Source organism: Cobetia sp. MB87 (assembly GCF_011319755.1).
Classification (GTDB): Bacteria; Pseudomonadota; Gammaproteobacteria; order Pseudomonadales; family Halomonadaceae; genus Cobetia.
This window is the reverse complement of record NZ_VFBC01000005.1, coordinates 256,414-274,082: the sequence shown is the minus strand read 5'-3', so window position 1 is coordinate 274,082 and position 17,669 is coordinate 256,414. Positions and strand designations below refer to the sequence as shown.

At 64.7% G+C, this 17,669-nt stretch carries 15 protein-coding genes; 8 read left to right on the top strand and 7 right to left on the bottom strand.

The annotated features are described in order from the left end of the window. Positions 1–353: 353 nt before the first annotated feature. The 4 genes from ettA to CDPAHKCJ_RS04500 form a co-directional block, all read right to left on the bottom strand. Positions 354–2,015, bottom strand: coding sequence for an energy-dependent translational throttle protein EttA (ettA, locus tag CDPAHKCJ_RS04515; protein ID WP_166018833.1), 1,662 nt, complete (start codon positions 2,013–2,015; stop codon positions 354–356). Positions 2,016–2,208: 193 nt separating this feature from the next. Continuing rightward, positions 2,209–2,454 carry a hypothetical protein gene (locus tag CDPAHKCJ_RS04510; RefSeq protein ID WP_166018832.1) on the bottom strand — a complete coding sequence of 82 codons (246 nt, stop codon included), beginning with the start codon at positions 2,452–2,454 and terminating at the stop codon, positions 2,209–2,211. A 349-nt stretch (positions 2,455–2,803) separates the two neighbouring features. Next, positions 2,804–3,244, bottom strand: a complete 441-nt coding sequence (locus tag CDPAHKCJ_RS04505; protein WP_043331389.1) for a PAS sensor domain-containing protein — start codon at positions 3,242–3,244, stop codon at positions 2,804–2,806. A gap of 267 nt (positions 3,245–3,511) precedes the next feature. Next, positions 3,512–4,819, bottom strand: a complete 1,308-nt coding sequence (locus tag CDPAHKCJ_RS04500) for an MFS transporter (RefSeq protein WP_240916667.1) — start codon at positions 4,817–4,819, stop codon at positions 3,512–3,514. A gap of 354 nt (positions 4,820–5,173) precedes the next feature. On the opposite strand from CDPAHKCJ_RS04500, the gene CDPAHKCJ_RS04495 reads away from it, so the two are divergent. Next, on the top strand, positions 5,174–5,497 hold the full coding sequence (locus CDPAHKCJ_RS04495) for a SelT/SelW/SelH family protein (RefSeq protein WP_166018830.1): 324 nt from the start codon (positions 5,174–5,176) through the stop codon (positions 5,495–5,497). 39 nt (positions 5,498–5,536) lie between these two features. Here the strand turns inward: CDPAHKCJ_RS04495 and CDPAHKCJ_RS04490 are convergent, their stop codons facing one another. Continuing rightward, on the bottom strand, positions 5,537–6,562 hold the full coding sequence (locus CDPAHKCJ_RS04490; RefSeq protein WP_166018829.1) for a zinc transporter ZntB: 1,026 nt from the start codon (positions 6,560–6,562) through the stop codon (positions 5,537–5,539). Between the two features lie 159 nt (positions 6,563–6,721). Here CDPAHKCJ_RS04490 and CDPAHKCJ_RS04485 point away from each other — a divergent pair, with 159 nt between their 5' ends. Then, positions 6,722–7,642: a DMT family transporter gene (locus CDPAHKCJ_RS04485; protein ID WP_166018828.1), complete on the top strand. Its 921-nt coding sequence runs from the start codon at positions 6,722–6,724 to the stop codon at positions 7,640–7,642. A gap of 39 nt (positions 7,643–7,681) precedes the next feature. Here the strand turns inward: CDPAHKCJ_RS04485 and ppk2 are convergent, their stop codons facing one another. Both ppk2 and CDPAHKCJ_RS04475 read right to left on the bottom strand, forming a co-directional pair. Continuing rightward, complete coding sequence (gene ppk2, locus CDPAHKCJ_RS04480; RefSeq protein WP_166018827.1) at positions 7,682–8,611, bottom strand: polyphosphate kinase 2; 930 nt, start codon at positions 8,609–8,611, stop codon at positions 7,682–7,684. Between the two features lie 196 nt (positions 8,612–8,807). Beyond that, the gene (locus CDPAHKCJ_RS04475; protein ID WP_166018826.1) at positions 8,808–9,548 is read right to left on the bottom strand and encodes an arylesterase; all 741 of its coding nucleotides are present in this window, start codon (positions 9,546–9,548) and stop codon (positions 8,808–8,810) included. 92 nt (positions 9,549–9,640) lie between these two features. Here CDPAHKCJ_RS04475 and CDPAHKCJ_RS04470 point away from each other — a divergent pair, with 92 nt between their 5' ends. The 6 genes from CDPAHKCJ_RS04470 to CDPAHKCJ_RS04445 all read left to right on the top strand — a co-directional run bounded on the left by CDPAHKCJ_RS04470 (position 9,641) and on the right by CDPAHKCJ_RS04445 (position 17,520). After that, positions 9,641–10,444, top strand: a complete 804-nt coding sequence (locus tag CDPAHKCJ_RS04470) for an ABC transporter ATP-binding protein (protein WP_166018825.1) — start codon at positions 9,641–9,643, stop codon at positions 10,442–10,444. Beyond that, a complete protein-coding gene (locus tag CDPAHKCJ_RS04465) occupies positions 10,437–13,178 on the top strand; it encodes an FtsX-like permease family protein (protein WP_240916646.1) in 2,742 nt (913 codons plus the stop codon). Before CDPAHKCJ_RS04470 ends, CDPAHKCJ_RS04465 begins: the two co-directional genes overlap by 8 nt. Before the next feature lie 232 nt (positions 13,179–13,410). After that, complete coding sequence (glyA, locus tag CDPAHKCJ_RS04460) at positions 13,411–14,673, top strand: serine hydroxymethyltransferase (protein WP_166018824.1); 1,263 nt, start codon at positions 13,411–13,413, stop codon at positions 14,671–14,673. A gap of 277 nt (positions 14,674–14,950) precedes the next feature. Then, positions 14,951–15,232 (top strand): hypothetical protein, encoded by a 282-nt coding sequence (locus CDPAHKCJ_RS04455; RefSeq protein ID WP_107336213.1) that lies wholly within the window; start codon positions 14,951–14,953, stop codon positions 15,230–15,232. A 222-nt stretch (positions 15,233–15,454) separates the two neighbouring features. Further along, the gene (locus CDPAHKCJ_RS04450; RefSeq protein ID WP_166018823.1) at positions 15,455–16,354 is read left to right on the top strand and encodes an FCD domain-containing protein; all 900 of its coding nucleotides are present in this window, start codon (positions 15,455–15,457) and stop codon (positions 16,352–16,354) included. 101 nt (positions 16,355–16,455) lie between these two features. Further along, positions 16,456–17,520 (top strand): TRAP transporter substrate-binding protein, encoded by a 1,065-nt coding sequence (locus CDPAHKCJ_RS04445; RefSeq protein ID WP_166018822.1) that lies wholly within the window; start codon positions 16,456–16,458, stop codon positions 17,518–17,520. Positions 17,521–17,669: the final 149 nt, after the last annotated feature.

Sequence of the window (17,669 nt, the reverse complement as noted above, 5' to 3'; positions counted from 1 at the left end):
GCTGTAGCCAGCGATTCATAGACGGTTCCCGAATGGATGAATTGGCAAGCTCCTGTTATGACGGCTTGCGCCGAGCACTGCAAGTCAGGGTGGCGTGCTGGGAGGAGGGGGTGGTGGTCAGGAGAGAAGGAAAGAAGCTGAACAAGGCGGATAAGGCGGATAGAGCGGACAGAGCGGGCAGAACCGAACAGGGCGACAGAGCGGACAGAGCGGACAGAGCGGACAGAGCGGAAAGACTGGAGAGGACAGACTGGAACGAACAGCAGGGCCCGACGGCAAGACGCCCCCACCGGGTGAGCGGTGAGGGCGTCTAGAGGCTTGCGTCGATCAGCGTGGCTGACCCCGCCGGGTCATCAGGCGTCGATACGCTTGTACTTCATGCGCTTGGGAGCATCGTTGCCGACACGCGCGTGATAGTCCGCTTCGTACTCGGTATAGCTGCCTTCGAAGAACACCACGTTGGAATCACCCTCGTAGGCGAGGATGTGGGTCGCGATGCGATCCAGGAACCAGCGGTCGTGCGAGATGACCATCGCGCAGCCAGGGAAGGCCAGCAGGGCTTCTTCCAGTGCACGCAGGGTCTCGATGTCCAGGTCGTTGGATGGCTCATCCAGCAGCAGCACGTTGGCAGCCTGCTTCAGGGTCTGGGCCAGCTGCAGACGCCCGCGCTCACCACCGGACAGATCAGACAGACGCTTCTGCTGGTCAGTGCCCTTGAAGTTGAAGCGACCGACATAGGCGCGCGACGAGACTTCATGGCCGTTGATGTTGAGCATGTCCTGACCGCCGGAGACGGCTTCCCAGACGGTCTGATTGTCTTCCAGGCCATCACGCAGCTGCTCGACGTAGGCGACCTTGACGGTCTCGCCCAGCACCACTTCGCCGCTGTCCGGGGTGTCCTTGCCGGTCACCAGCTTGAACAGCGTGGATTTACCCGCACCGTTGCCGCCGACGATACCGACGATGGCGCCCTGGGGGATGGTGAAGGACAGATCATCGAACAGCAGCTTGTCGTCGAAACGCTTGGTGACGTTGTGCAGTTCGATGACCTTGTCGCCGAGGCGCGGTCCCGGCGGAATGTAGATCTCGTTGGTCTCGTTGCGCTTCTGGAAATCGCCGGACTGCATTTCCTCGAAGCGGTTGAGACGCGCCTTGCTCTTGGCCTGGCGGCCCTTGGGATTCTGACGAACCCACTCGAGCTCCTGCTGTATGGCCTTGTTGCGTGAGGCTTCCTGCTTGGCTTCCTGCTGCAGGCGAGCGTCCTTCTGCTCGAGCCACGAGGAATAGTTGCCTTCGAAGGGGATGCCCTGGCCACGGTCCAGCTCGAGAATCCAGCCGGCGACGTTGTCGAGGAAGTAGCGGTCGTGGGTGATGGCGACCACTGTGCCTGCGTAGTCGTGCAGGAAGCGTTCCAGCCAGGCGACGGATTCGGCGTCCAGGTGGTTGGTCGGCTCGTCCAGCAACAGCATGTCCGGGCTCGAGAGCAGCAGACGGCACAGTGCGACACGGCGGCGCTCACCACCGGACAGCACGCCGACATTGGCATCCCACGGCGGCAGACGCAGGGCTTCGGCGGCCACTTCCAGCTTGCGCTCGAGGTTGTGGGCGTCGGAGGCCTGGATCAGGTCTTCCAGCTTGGCCTGACGCGCGGCGAGGGCGTCGAAATCGGCGTCCGGCTCGGCGTAGGCGGCATAGACTTCATCAAGCTCGGTCTGGGCGTTCTTGATGTGGGCCAGGGATTCTTCCACGCACTCGCGCACGTTCTTGGAATCATCCAGTTCCGGCTCCTGGGGAAGGTAGCCGACATTCAGACCCGGCATGGGACGTGCTTCGCCGTTGTAGTCCTGGTCGACGCCGGCCATGATGCGCAGCAGCGAGGACTTGCCCGAGCCGTTGAGACCGAGCACACCGATCTTGGCACCCGGGAAGAAGGACAGCGAGATGTCCTTGAGAATCTCGCGCTTCGGGGGAACGACCTTGCCCACCCGGTTCATGGTATAGACGTATTGCGCCATGGAATCCCAATTTGGTTGGAGAATGGAATGACGCGCAGATGATAGTGCCCGGCGTCACGCTTGGCCAGCCGGGCAGCCTGTGCCAGGCGAGCGCAGTGACTCACTGCACGACATTCCCTGTCCTGGCGTCGACCCCTTCCATCACCTGTCTGCTCCCTGGCTTACCTGCCCCTGCACGTCGCTGGTGGCAAGCTTACTCCTCTTCGCCCCAGTCACTGGCCTCGATCAGATCATCGTCGTCGGCTTCATCGTCCCAGCCTTCACGGATGGAGCGTGCCAGAGCGCGCTCCTCGAGCAGGGCTTCAAGACGTTGGCGGGAGTCATTGCGTTGTGGCTTGGCAGGTGCGCTGGAGGACGACAGCTCGAAGTCCACATCGGTGGGGCTGTCTTCGGCGAGTGCCGTGGCATCGATATCATCGAGGAATTGTTCACGGGCCATGGGCGGACCTCACGATCTTGAAACGACCTACCCGATATCCAGCGCCTGGACTGGGCTGTGATACCGGGCACCGCCAGCGGCGATGCGCCGAAGGCTCTCTGGCTATATACCGCCCGTCGGCGAGGATGACAAGCCTTTCGCTCAGCTCGTCAGAGCCTTCGCCAACTGCCAATGGCGAGAGGCGCACAACGACAACACCCACCTGCCAATGGCGAGAGGCGCACAACGACAACACCCACCAGTGGGATGGGCGTTGTCGGTGGCATGCACCACCTGATCTTCGGTGACCGCTCTTGCGTGGCCGTGCTTCACTGAGCAGTCTTCAGCGTCCGGCTTTCAGCGCCGGCGGTCAGTTGGACTCGCTGGGGTGCTCCGCGCGCAGGCGCTCCAGCTCTTCCTTGGCGGTCATCAGGCCGGTGACATCCTTCTGGACGCCAACGAAATACTGCAGGTTGTCATGCTCATCGAAGACCGGTGTCATGGACAGTTCATTCCAGAACAGGCTGCCATCCTTGCGATAGTTGCGCAGTATCTCGCGGCATGGGCGCTTGTCGCGCAGCGCGGCACGAATGTTGTCCAGCTGCGGCTGATCGCGATCATCATTCTGCAGGAAGCGGCAATCGCGGTAGAGAATCTCGTCGGCGCTGTAACCGGTGAGGCGCTCGAAGCCCTGATTCACGTAGATCAGGATGTTCTCATCGCCTTCCTGTTCCGCCACCACGATGCCATCGTCCGAGGCATTCACGACTCTCTCGAGCAGCTCGGGGCTGATCATGTGGGGTCTTTTCATCTGACTCTGATCCTTGCGGCTTAAGAACCCGGCCCTGAAGACCGAGCCCGAGAGTACGGGTATAGGGTGCCTGTCCGTGTGCCCGGACATTCCAGCACCATGATCGGTTTCACTATGGCGGGGAGACGCGGCTTATGCAATCGCAGCCGCTAATGTGACAGGGCCTGACATCGTTGTCAGGCCCTGTCAGCGCAAGAGTCGATCAGATGAACAAAGGGAGGAAGGGGGGATGGGTAACGGGGGAGCCATCATGCCACCCCGTCATGTTCAGTCGTCCTCCACCTCCGGCAGGCGCTGCGCGCAAAGTGCGGCACAGGCCGCGACGACTGCCAGAATCATCAGCAACCATTCGCTGCCCAGCCACTGGGCAAGCCCGCCGATCAACAACCCCAGCACCAGCATCAGCACGCCGGTCAGGGTGTTGGAAAGTGCGACGTAGAGGGCACGATTGTCAGAGGTGGCGAGATCGACCACGTAGGTCTTGCGCCCCAGGCGGATGCCGGCGTGGGCGATCACCAGCAGTCCGTAGACCAGCGCGTAGCTCCAGATGTTGTCGGCCAGCGCCTGCGGCCACCAGGCCATGCTGCCGGCCAGGGCGCAGCAGACGGCGGCCCCGGCCCCTGCATTGCGCATCACGCGGCGGCTGGAGGTGTCAGCCAGCCTGCCCCAGATGGGGCTGGCCAGCATGCCGGCCAGTCCTGACACCACCACCAGTACGCCCAGCCCACCCAGGCTTTCACCGCTCTGCTGCTGGCCGAGCAGGGCGATGTACGGCAGTGCCAGCGCGCTCGAGAGCAGCAGGGCACGTGCCAGATTGAAGTTGCGGAAGGCGGCGTCATGCTTGAGCTGGATGACCCCATCGTGCACGGTCTCCCAGGCATTGGCGCCGCCGCTGGTAGCGCCGCTGTCCTCGCGGATCATGGCGGCGCACAGGGCATTGAGTGTCCAGCCCAGCGCCGCGATGGCCATCAGTATCGCCAGTACCTGCTGCCCGGGCTGCTCGCCCAGCAGCATCAGGGCGACACCGGCCAGCAGGGTCATCGCCCCCGCCACACTGCCACTCCAGCCCATCAGGCGCCCGCGGCGCTGCTTGGCGATGGTCTTGCCCAGCACGTCCTTGGTGGCGATGGAGGCTACCCCGCGTCCGAGGGACAGCAGGATCAACAGGATCAGTACCAGGCTGCCCGCGAGGGTGCCATCGAGCCCGTGACGCGCGGCGAAGTTGCCCTCGGCAAGCAGGGTGATCATTACCAGCCCCAGCGCCATGAGTGCCTGGATGGAGGCTCCGGCGACCCACACCCACTTGCGTTGTGGCAGTGGGCGAATGAAACCTGCCACCAGCAGTTGAGGCAGCAGGGCGCCCGCCTCGCGAATCGGTACCAGCAGCCCCACCATCCACACCGGCGCCCCGATCAACCCCAGCAGCCACGGCAGTACCAGCCGCGCACTGGCCATCTCGTCGGCCAGCTTGGTGCCCAGCGAGGCCAGCAGGTGACGCCAGAAATTGCCGGGTTGCTGGTGACAGGCGTCCTCGGAGATGTCCTTGCACATGCGCGAATCTTCATCGCCGGTCATGCGCTCGAAGAAGCGACTCTGACCGCTGCCCGACGGCCTCTCGTGGGCTTTTTCTGCAGACTCCCGCTCAGACTCGCGGTCTTGAGCGCCTGACGGTGAGGAGGCCTCGGGGGAGGGAGAAAGGGGTGACATGTGACCAGGGCTCCGCTATCGGCGTCGTGTACGGCAAGTCGTGATGCAGATCACGTCCGGACTGCCGGTTGAAGAAGGATCGATCGCAATACGACGTCAACTGAAGGAATGACTGCGTCGAGTATAGTTTATGTATAGTTTGTGTGTAGTTTTCTGGTGTTGACCATTGCGCGCCAGTGCAGTGAAGTGATCATTACATCATTGATTGGAGTAGGCACCACCATGGATCAGGCGTCCACGCTGAAAGTCCGGATTCACTACTGCACCGGCTGCAACTGGCTGTTGCGAGCGGCCTGGTATGCACAGGAACTGCTGTCCACCTTCGGGGAAGACCTTGGTGAAGTGGCCTTGGCACCAAGTCACGGCGGCCATTTCGAGGTGCTGTGCCAGGCCACTCCGCAGTCGGAGTGGCTGGTCCTGTGGGAGCGCAAGCGCGACGGCGGCTTCCCCGACAGTCGTGATCTCAAGCAGCGCGTGCGTGATGTGCTCGACCCTGAGCGCGATCTGGGCCATATCGACCGCGCCAGTCGTGAGCAGGGCTCGTAAGCAGGGCTCGTAATCAACCCACCTGTGCCATGAGTGTGCTCACCACCATTTCTTGCGCTTGAGCAGCCACATCTGCATCGCCACCACGCCCAGCGTGAGGCCAACGAAGGCAGCGAAGCCCCACTGGCTGTCGCTGCCCGGTATACCGCCGACGTTGACACCCAGCAGGCCGGTGAGAAAGCCCAGCGGCAGGAAGACGGCGGTGATGACCGACAGCAGATACATGCGCTGGTTGAGCTGCTCGTTGTGCTCGCTCATGCGCTGTTCATGGATGATCAGCGCACGCTCCTGCATGGCCTGGAAATCCTCCACGTAGCGCGACAGCTGGTTGGCGATCTCGCGCAGGTCCAGACGCGCCTGTTCATCGATCCACAATGGCCCCTGGGAGAGTTGCGCCAGACAGTCGCGCTGCGGCCCCATGAAGCGTCGCAGGGTGATCAGGGGGCGACGCAGGCGGGTAATGTCATCGGGGTCGATCTCGACATCATTGAGCTGGTCTTCCTCGATGATGGCGAGCTGTTCATCGAGGCGATGGCTGAGCTCCGCCACGCGATCGACCAGCGCATCGCTGATCATCGCCAGCAGCCAGGAGATGCTTTCCGCGCCCTGACCGGCTTCGAGCTGCTCACGCACCTGAGTGATCGACTGGAATGGGCGGCGGCGCAGGGTGATCAGGCGTGTCGGGCTCATCCACAGGCGCAGTGACAGCAGGTCTTCCGGCGCGGCGCCGGGATTGAGGTTGATGCCGCGCAGCGTGGTGACCATGCCGCCGCCGAAGCGCGCCACACGCGGACGGGTGTCCGGCTCGGTCAGGGCCTCGATGCTCGGCTCATCCAGCTGGGCAAGGTCGTCCAGGTAGTCATTGACGTCGCCGCGGGTGTAATCGAGGTGCATCCAGATCAGCGCTTCGGGATCCTGCCACTGCTCGCGCAGGCTATCGTCATCGAGCAGTCTGGCGCCGCCCTTGCCATCCAGGCGATAGGCGCTGACCAGTGCCGTGGTCGGGGCATCTGCCGCGGGCGGCGCGGCTGACGGCGAGGCTTGCGGATCGGTGGCATCAGTCATTCACGAAATTCCTTTTTGGTGGCGCGGCTTGCAGCAGCGGGCAGGGCACGCGATGCTCGAATGTCAGGCCGTGGGCAGTATCGGTGTCATCGCCATGACCTTAATCGCCATGACCTTGATCGCCAGGAAGGCGATACCCGAAATGCGAGGAAGGATGCCATGAGTCAGGATAGGGAAGCCATGCTCTACGGTCTGGGTGCCGTGGCCTTGTGGTCGACGGTGGCGACCGCCTTCAAGCTGGCGCTTGCGCAGATGTCGCCGCTGGAGCTGGTATGGCTGGCGGCACTGGTGTCGTGGCTGTTGATCGGCGTGCTGATGTGGCGTCAGGGCAAGCTGCGCGAAGCGCTCACCACCGGCTGGCGGGGCGGTTGGCGCACGGCACTCTGGGCCGGACTGATGAATCCGGTCGGCTACTATCTGGTGTTGTTCGGCGCTTACGCGCGACTGCCGGGCCAGGAGGCGATGGCGCTCAACTACACCTGGGCATTGGCGATGGCCTTTCTTGCCGTGCCGATCCTCGCACAGCGCCTGACGCGCATCGACGTCGCGGCGGGGCTGATCGCCTACGCCGGCGTGTGGACCATCGCCACGCGTGGCGAGATATTCGATGTCGCCTTCGCCGACCCGCTGGGTGTCGGGCTGGCGCTGGGCTCGACCCTGCTGTGGGCGCTCTACTGGTTGCTCAATGCGCGTGACCCGCGCGCGCCTCTGGTCGCCCAGTGGCAGAACTTCAGCATCGCCTTGCCGGTGCTGACGCTGCTGGTGGCCGTCGGGCCGGGCTTTGGCAACTTCATCGGCGCCGGCGCCAACCCCCAGGCGCTGATGGCGGGCATCTATGTCGGCCTGTGCGAGATGGGCATCGCCTTCGTGCTCTGGCAGCTGGCGGTGCACAAGGTGTCGCGCACCGCCAAGGTCTCCAACCTGATCTTCCTGTCGCCGCCCATTTCATTGACGCTTCTGCACTTCATCGTCGGCGAGCCGATTCTGACCTCGACGCTGGCGGGGCTGGTGCTCATTCTGGCCGGACTGGGCCTACAGCAGCTGCAGAAGGCGCCGGCAGAGCTGTCACGGTCGACCTGAGCGAGCCGCGCCGTCGGCACACAGCCCGCCACTTGATCGTCAGTCGTCGGGCAGGATGAGGCGATCGGCATCCACTACGATCAGCGGGTCCGGGGTGCCGATCATCTTCTTGTCCTTGCCGGGGTAGTCGAGCTGGCTGAGCACATGGCGCAGCGCGCCGATACGGGCCCGACGCTTGTCGTCGGAGCGGATCAGCGTCCAGGGGGCATGATCGCTGTGCGTGCGCGCGAACATCGCCTCGGCGGCATTGGTGTACTCATCCCATTTCTTCTGCGCCACGGCGTCCATCGGTGACAGCTTCCAGTGGGTCAACGGGTCGGCGGCGCGCTTGGCGAAGCGGATCGATTGCTCCTCGCGGGACACCGAGAAGTACAGCTTGACCAGATGCAGGCCATCCTCGACCCACAAGCGCTCCTGTTGAGGCACCTGAACCAGAAAGCGTTCGACTTCCTCCGGGGTGGCGAAGCCCATCACCGCCTCGACTCCTGCGCGGTTGTACCAGCTGCGATCGAACAGCACGATTTCCCCACTGGTGGGAAAGCGCGAGACGTAGCGCTGGAAATACCACTGGCCCTTTTCCGTCTCGTTGGGCTTGTCGAGGGCGACGATGCGCGCGAAACGCGGATTGAGATACTCCATGAAGCGCTTGATGGTGCCGCCCTTGCCGGCGGCGTCACGCCCCTCGAACACGATGGCCAGACGTTCGCCACTGTCACGCAGCCAATGCTGCACCTTGAGCAGCTCGATCTGCAGCGCGCGCTTCTCGGCCTCATAGACCTTGCGCTTGAGGCGCTCGTCATAGGGATAGGCGTCACTGGAGACCGGCCCCAGCGTCATGCGCGGAGCATCGCCAGTGGCGTGATTCTTGCTCTTCTTGCTCTTGACGTCCTTGCCCTTGGCATCCTTGGCATCCTTGGCCTTCGAAGGCGCCTTGCCGGCATCCGCCTTCCTGTTGTTGGATTTACTCATGGCAGTACTCCCTGTGAGGATGGGGTCTGGCCCTGACGAGCGTCACGTGGTTTCAGGGCTGATGACGTCAGCGGTGCAAGCCTTCATGGCCCCGCTGGCCTGTCTGACAGGCACTGGTCAGGCAGGCGCGGATTGTCATCTCGCGGCAAGGTAGGCGCATGCAAGCTGTCGTGACATGCGCCGCGCCTGATATTGATCACTCCGCTGATGTCGCGTGTTGCGCCAGTGGCGCGAGTGTCGGCCAGATGGTGTCGAGCAGCTGAGGTTGCGCCTTGGCGGTGGGATGAATGTGGTCCTGCTGCATCAGCTTCTCGCTGGCCGGCGCCGTGGCGATGCCTTCGAGGATGAAGGGCACCAGCGGCACGGAATATTCGTCGGCCAGATCCCGGTAGACCTGGCGGAAGGCATCGGTGTAGGCCGGGCCGTAATTGGGCGGAATCTCGATGCCCAGCAGCACGGGCTGGGCATCGGCGTCCTCCACGGCCTCGATCATGCTGGCCAGGTTGGCCTGCATGCGGGCGGGAGGCAGGCCACGCAGGCCGTCGTTGCCGCCCAGTTCGATCATCACCAGTGAAGGGTCGTGCCGTTCGAGCAGTGCCGGTAGACGATTGAGGCCGCCTTCGGTCGTGTCGCCGCTGATGCTGGCATTGATGACCTCAGGCGCATCGCTGCCCAGGTTGTCCTCGAGGCGCTCGTCGAGCAGCGCGACCCAGCCCTGGCGACTGTCGATGCCGTAGCCGGCCGAGATGGAGTCACCGACCACCAGCCAGGGGGCCGGCGCATCTGCCAGCGCCACCTGAGGGCTCAGCACGGCCACGAGGGACAATGCCGTACTGGCGAGGGCATTGCGCAGCCACTTGAGTCCCGGCGTGCCGGGGACTTTGCCACCACTCGCCAGGCATTGGGTGTCACGGCGATTCACTAGCCATTTCTGCATTCATCATCTCCATCATCTGCACACTATTCATACCCGTTTCGGGGTCTGGAGTTCGTGCCCACCCCGTTCTCTACCATAAGCGAGCAGACACGATGTCACATAACACCTCCATTAACGACGCGATGCATGCCTCGGATCAAACCTCGTCAGACGTGCAGACCAGCGCAGCGCCTGCACCGGTGCTGGAAGTGAGCGGGCTGGCGCAGCGGGTGACCAGTGGCGAAGGGCGCCTGACCATCCTCGAGGATCTTGAGCTTGCCGTGCAGGCAGGGGAGAGCGTCGCCATCATCGGGGCCAGTGGTTCCGGCAAGTCGACGCTCCTGGGCCTGCTGGCGGGGCTGGACAGCCCGAGCGAGGGCGATATCCGCCTGTTCGGAAGCTCCTTGGCGGGGCTTGACGAGGATGGCCGCGCGGCGCTGCGCGCGGGACAGGTCGGCTTCGTGTTCCAGAACTTCCAGCTGCTGCCGACGCTGACGGCGCTGGAAAACGTGCTGATGCCGCTGGAGCTGGCCCCGCAGGGCGATATCGAGGCGCAGGCACGTGACTGGCTGACGCGGGTCGGGCTGGGAGAGCGACTCGATCACCTGCCGCGCCATCTGTCTGGCGGCGAGCAACAGCGCGTGGCCATCGCGCGCGCCTTCGTCGCGGGGCCGGGACTGGTGTTCGCCGATGAGCCGACCGGCAATCTGGACACTGCCACGGGCGAGCGCATCGCGGAGCTGCTGTTCACCCTCAACCGCGAGCGGGGCACCACGCTGATTCTGGTCACCCATGACCTGACGCTGGCCAGGCGCTGTGATCGCTGCCTGAATCTCGAGGCCGGCAAGCTGGTGGAGTGGAAGGATGACGCGAGTGCGCCGGCCGTGGCGACGCCACAAGGAGGCGACGATGTCTGAGTCCCGGGTGTCTGATCGTGCGGCGACATCTTCCGCCGATGCCCAGCGCACGCGTGCGGCACGCTTGCCGCTGGCGCTGCGTGGCCTGCTGCGCGACCTGCGCGCCAGTGATGTGCGCGCCCTCTTTCTGGCGCTGATGCTGGCGGTCGCCGCGACCACCATGATCGGCTTCTTCCTGGATCGTCTCGATCGTGGCCTCAATCGCCAGGCGAGCCAGCTGCTCGGCGGTGACCTGGTGCTGGAGTCCAGCAACCCGCTCGACCCGCGCTTCGCCGAGGCCTTCCGCGCTGCGGGGCTTGAGATGTCGCCGCAGCTGGGCATGGTCTCGATGGCCTCGCACGGTGACAGCTTCGTGCTGTCGAGCCTCAAGGCGGTGTCGCCGGGCTATCCGCTCGCCGGACGGGTGGAGCTGGAGTCGGATGCCTCGGGCGAGGAGGCGCAGGCACCAGGCACCAGCTCGCGTGCGGAGATTCCGCCGCCGGGCGAGGCGTGGATCGTACCGCGCCTGGCCATGGCGCTGTCGGCGGAGGTCGGCGACACCCTGACGGTCGGGCGCAAGCAGCTGATCATCAGTGGCCTGATCACGCGTGAGCCTGATCAGCAGGGCGGCTTTTCCGAGTTCAGTCCGCGCCTGATGTTCAACATGCAGGATCTCGACGCCACCGGTCTGATCCAGCCCGGCTCGCGGATGGAATATCGCCTGCTGGCGGCGGGCGATCCGGCGGCGGTGCAGCAGGCACGAGATGCCATCGCGCCGCTGCTGGCGAGTGCCGACAACGCCGAGGTGCGCCTCAAGGACGTGCGCGAAGACCGCCCGCGTCTGGGGCGCTCACTGGAGCGTGCCGACAAGTACCTGAGTCTGGCCGGGCTGGTGGCGGTGCTGCTGGCCGGGGTCGCGGTGGCGATGTCGACGCGCCGCTATGTGGAACGTCATCTGGATAGCGCCGCACTGTGGCGCTGCTTCGGTGCCTCTCAGCGTCAACTGTCGCGGCTGTTCGCGGCCCAGCTTGGCTGGTTGGCCCTGTTGGCGAGTACCGGGGGTGCGGTGCTGGGCCTGTTGGGGCAGATGGGGCTGGTGGCGCTGCTGGAGCGCTTCCTACCGCTGGAGCTGCCCGCACCGGGGCCGCTGCCGCTGGCGTTGGGGATTCTGACGGCGCTGGCGGTGCTGGTCGGCTTTGCCGGCCCGATGCTGCTGCGCCTGCGTCAGGTCAGCGCACTCAAGGTGCTGCGGCGTGAACTGGCCCCGCTGCCTGCCTCGGCGTGGGTGGTGGTGGCGATCGCCAGTCTGGTGTTCGGCGCCCTGATGTGGCTCTACTCGGGTGACCTCATGCTGGCGGCCGGCCTGCTGGTCGGTGGCATCATCGCGCTGGGGCTGCTGATGGTGGTGGGGCAGCTGCTGCTGTCGCTGATGCTCAAGGTAGTGGCACGCATGCGCGGTCAGGGCGGCTGGAGTCGGCCGATTCGCCTCGCCGGCGGCATGCTGGCCAGGCGGCGCGGTGCCAGCCTCGGTCAGTTGGTGGCCTTTGCCGTGACCTTCGCGGCGATGGCGTTGATCGCGCTGGTACGCGGTGACCTGATCACCCGCTGGCAGGCGCAGATTCCGACCGATGCGCCCAATCACTTCGCGATCAATATCCAGCCCGGAGAGCAGCAGGCCTTCGGCGAGCAGCTGACCGCAATGGTGGATGAGCAGGCCGGCGACAGCCAGAGCGAGCTCTATCCGATGGTGCGTGGACGCATCACGGCGCTCAAGGGCGAGTCGCTGCTGGGGCGCACCCAGCAGCGACTCCAGGCTGCTGGCAGCAATACGTCGGCCCAGTCTGATCAGCCGGCGGCAGGCGGCATGCAGGAAGGGCGCAGTGACGAGGGGGATGGTGCGCAGCAGGGCGTCCCGCAGCGTGAGCTGAACCTGACCTGGCATCGTGATCTGCCGGACCACAACCGCCTGTCGGCGGGCGAGTGGGCGCCGATCAGTGACTTTGCCGATGCAGACAGCGAGACGCGCAGTCGCCTCGCCGCCACGCAGGGCGTGCCGGTGTCGATGGAGGAGGAGCTTGCCGAGCGCATGGGGCTGGTCATCGGTGACAGCCTGTCGTTCACCATCGGCAGCGAGACCGTCAAGGCGCAGGTGGTCAATCTGCGTCATGTCGACTGGGACAGCTTCCTGCCCAACTTCTACGTCATCTTCCCGCCCGGTGCGCTCGAGAGCTTCGCCCACAGCTACATGACGGCGTTTCATCTCGAGGATGAGCGCAAGCTGGCGCCGCTGGTGCGCGACTACCCCAGCGTGTCGTTGATCAATATCGACGCCATCCTGACCCGCGTGCAGGAGCTGATCGCCCAGGTGTCGCGTGCGGTGGAGCTGATTCTGGGGCTGGTGCTGCTGGCGGGGGCCAGCGTGCTCTACGCGGCGCTGGTGGCCAGTCGTCCGGCACGTGAGCATGAAGGCGCGCTGTACAAGGTGTTCGGCGCAGGTCAGGGGCTGCTGGCACGCCTGCAGGCCGCTGAGTTCGTGCTGCTCGGCCTGCTCAGTGGGCTGCTGGCGGCGATGCTCGCTGAAGGCGCGGCGGTCGGACTCTATTCCGGCTGGCTGGGGCTGCCGGTGGTGCTGCATCCCTGGCTGTGGGTGCTGCTGCCGCTGGCGGGTGGCGTGCTGATCGGCGGGCTGGGCTTCTGGCTGTCGAGAGACGTGAGGCGCCAGCCGCCGATGGCGGGGCTGCGCGCCCTGCAGTGAGCAGTGTCAGGCCTCGTCATCGCAGCGCCGGATGATGACGCCAGACGACGTCAACCTGCGGCCACATGATCGTCGTCTCGGTCATGGGGCCGCCTTGCGTTAACAATGATGCTGATTCATGTGAATCGCACCGCTGGCTGAGGTATCATGCTGGTCCTGATCTTACCCCCAGATGGCGAGCCGGCCGCGCCGGAATTCGCTGTCGTCATCACCCTTCAGGCGAGGACACCCGATGTTCACCCGTGACATGCAGATTGCCGGTTTTGATGATGCGCTCCTGAGCGCCATGGACGACGAAGTCGTTCGCCAGGAAGCTCACATCGAGCTGATCGCCTCCGAGAACTACGCCAGCCCCCGCGTCATCCAGGCGCAAGGCTCCCAGCTGACCAACAAGTACGCGGAAGGTTACCCGGGCAAGCGTTACTACGGCGGTTGCGAGTTCGTCGACAAGGTCGAGCAGCTGGCCATCGATCGTGCCTGCGAACTGTTCAGTGCCACCTACGCCAACGTTCAGCCGCACGCCGGTTCCCAGGCCAACAGTGCCGTCTTCCAGGCGCTGGTCTCGCCGGGCGACACCATTCTGGGCATGAGCCTGGACGCGGGTGGTCACCTGACTCACGGTGCACGTCCGAACTTCTCCGGCAAGCACTACAATGCCGTGCAGTACGGTCTGGGCGAGAACGGCCTGATCGACTACGCCGAAGTCGCGCGTCTGGCGCGTGAGCACAAGCCGAAGATGATCATCGCCGGCTTCTCCGCCTACTCCCAGATCATCGACTGGGCCGAGTTCCGCAAGATCGCCGACGAAGTGGGTGCCTACCTGCTGGTCGACATGGCCCACGTGGCCGGTCTGGTCGCCGCTGGCGTCTACCCGAGCCCGCTGCCCCACGCCCACGTCGTCACCACCACCACGCACAAGACCCTGCGCGGTCCGCGTGGCGGCCTGATCCTGTCCGCCGAAGGCAATGCCGACATCGAGAAGAAGCTGAACTCCGCTGTCTTCCCGGGCGGCCAGGGCGGCCCGCTGATGCACGTCATCGCGGCCAAGGCAGTGTGCTTCAAGGAAGCGATGGACCCGGCCTTCACCACTTACCAGAAGCAAGTGGTCAAGAACGCCAAGGCGATGGCGTCCGTGTTCCTGGAGCGCGGCTTCGAAGTCGTCTCCGGCGGCACCGAAGACCACCTGTTCCTGCTGTCTCTGGTCAAGCAGGGCCTGACCGGCAAGGACGCTGACGCTGCGCTGGGCCGTGCCCACATCACCGTCAACAAGAACGCCGTACCGGGTGACCCGCAGTCGCCGTTCGTCACCTCCGGTCTGCGCATCGGTACTCCGGCCGTCACCACGCGTGGTTTCCAGGAGCAGGAGTGTCTGGAACTGGCCGGCTGGATCTGCGACATCCTCGACGCGATGGTCGCCGGCGATTCCGCCGCTGCCGAAGCAGAGGTGCAGGCCAAGGTCTCCGCCGTCTGTGCACGTCTGCCGGTCTACGCCTGAGGCGTGATGAGGTGCCAGCCCGGCTGGCCCTCACTGCAGCAGGGCTGACAGTGGCGTAACGCTGTCATGCACCAGACAAGAAACGCCTGTCGCGCAAGCGGCAGGCGTTTTTTTGTGCCCGCACCACGGCCAGCCGAGGCCGAGTGGCGTGGTGCACAGCGGGGTGGGAGAGTGGTCAACCAGCGCTCAGAAAGATCAGCCTGTGCCTGAGGGCGGACGCGCTACGCTATTCTCGATGCCGGACACACTCTGCTCATCTTCGTGCAAGGAGGCTTCCATGGCCGTCATGCAGCACCATGCCTTTCTGATCCTGGTCGAGAACAGCGGCAATACCTCATTGAGCAGTCAGGGCAGCGGCGAGGTCCGCATTTCCGTCGCCACGCTGGGGACGCTGAGGGCCGCCGAGCGGCTGGTCAGTGAACTGGTCGCCCAGGGCGTCAGCCAGATCGAGCTGTCGGCCAGCTTCGGCGCGGCAGGCGAGGAAGCGCTGAGAACGGTGGTCGCGGACAGCGGTGCCGAGCGTACGGTGTCGATCGGGCGTGTGCGATTCACGGCATGACGCCAGCACACGGGGAAATTGCCAGCACCTGAATAGTCCTTTCGCAACATGGGGTTGCGTAAAAGTGTGACCAAAGTCGGGTCTCACCCTTGGTCTAGGGTGTCTTGTTGGCATGTCTGACATGGGCTATTCCTTGACGGACAAGAGCGCGCCGCGATGCATCCCGTGAAGGATGTGCGCGAGTTACAAATGACGCGCCACGCCATCAAGGAACGTTCGATCATGACCACGCCTCCCACGAGTGCCCCTGGCGGCAGCCCGCGCGCCAAAGCCTCTTCTTCTACGCCCGAGTCCGCAGCAGAGGCTAACGCCGGCGACACCTCGACCGCGCGTGTCGATGTCGCCGAATGGCTGGCGCAGGCCATCTTCGAGAATCGCTACCCGCCGGGCAGCCTGATTCCTCGTGAGCTGGACCTGTGTGATCAGCACGCCCAGAGCCGCGCCACCGTGCGCACTGCGATCCAGAGCCTGGTCAATGCCGGGATTCTCACCCGCACCACCGGCCAGGGCACCCGCGTCAATCCTCTCAGCGAGTGGCATCTGCTCGATCCGCGTGTCACCGGCTGGATGACGCGCTACGCGATGCCACATCCGCAGCTGGCGCGGGACATCTACGCCTTCCGCATCTCCATCGAACCCTTCGTCGCCGCCCTGGCGGCCACCGAGGCCACCGCCCAGGACCTGTCCGCCATCGAGCAGGCCTACGACGGCATGGCTGCAGCGGTGCATGGCGGCAGCGCCATGGAGGAGTTCGACCGTGCCGATATCGCCTTCCATGACGCCATCTTCGCCGCGACCCACAATGTCATCTGGGCGCAGCTTGGCCATGTGCTCAAGCCGTCGATCAGCCTGCTGGTGGCGACTTCCAATCACAATGCCTCGGAGCTGGGTGACAGCCTCGGCCGCCATCGCGCAGTGATGGAGGCGATCCGTCTACGCCAGCCCGATGCCGCCCACGCCGCGACCCTGCATGTACTGGACCGCACCGGCCAGGACCTCGGGCTTGCCATGCCTGTGGCCTCTGAAGGCAGTCATCCCGCCGGGCGCGCCCAGGAACCGCTGGAGCTGCTGCGCCGCTTCGGCCAGCTGCCCAGTCTGTCTGCACCGCTATCAAGCGAGTGAACGGCACCTCGTGGCGTTCGCCACGCCGAGAAGTGCCTGCACGTCTTCCATTGTCCACAGAACGTCATAACACGTCATAACAACAAGTCAGGAGTTTCACCATGCCGCGTTCCACTACCTCGCCGCTCACCACTGCCGCACCCGCCCGTGTCACGCTCAAGGCGCTGGCCCTGTCCACCGCCGTGGGCGCCGCGCTGGTCGCCACACCGAGCTGGGCCGCCGAGTACGAATGGACCTTCCAGACCTCCGAGACGGCCGGTGAGCCGCAGTTCGAGGTCAAGAAGGCCTGGGCCGAGAACATCAAGACCATGTCGGATGGCCGCATCGCCATCGAGATCCTGCCGGTCAATGCCGTGGTGCAGGCCAACCAGACGCTGGACGCCGTCAGCGCCGGCATCCTGCAGGGCCACCTGACGGACCCGTCCTACTTCTCGGGCCAGAATCCGGCCTTCGGCATGCTGGGCAACCTGGTAGGTGCCTGGGGTGACCCGCTGGAATATCTCGAATACATGCAGCACGGCGGCGGTGAAGCGCTCTACAACGAGCTGGTCGAGCCCTACGGCGTGCATCTGATCGGCGCGGGCGCCACCGGGCTTGAGTCCTTCGTCTCCAAGAAGCCGGTGCGTACCGTCGATGACCTCAAGGGCCTCAAGGTGCGTGCCCCGGAAGGCATGGTCTACAACATCTTCCAGAAGGCCGGCGCGGCGCCCGTCAACCTGCCGGGCTCCGAGGTCTACACCGGCCTGGAGAAGGGCGTGATCGACGCGGCGGATTACACCGTCTTCGCCACCAATGATGACCAGGGCCTGCACAGCTTCGCCAAGTATCCGTCCTACCCGGGCTTCCACTCGTTGCCGATGGTGGCGGTGTCGATGAACAAGGGCATCTGGGACGGCCTGCCGGCGGATCTGAAGGCGATCATGGAGACTGCGACTGACTCGATGGCCTACGACATGGTCTTCACTCTCAAGGCCCGTGACCTCAAGGCGGTGAGCGCGGCGCGAGCCAATCCGGATATCGAGGTGATCGACATGGCGCCGGAAGAACGCGCCAAGTTCCGTCGCATCGCCCAGCAGGAGTGGAAGGTATGGGCCGAGAAGAACGAGCTGACCGGCAAGGTCTACGAGTCCGTGGTCACCTTCCTGACCGACCGCAACCTGATGTGAGCCGGCTTGCGCGCGGGATGGGCGCCAGTTGCCGCGTGGCGCCAGTCAGCTAGCCACGCGGATAGCCACTCTGTCAGCCACGGGGTGGCAGAACGATAAAGACGCGGGAGATCAAGGTCGGCGTGCTCACTGGGCGCGCCGATTCTCCT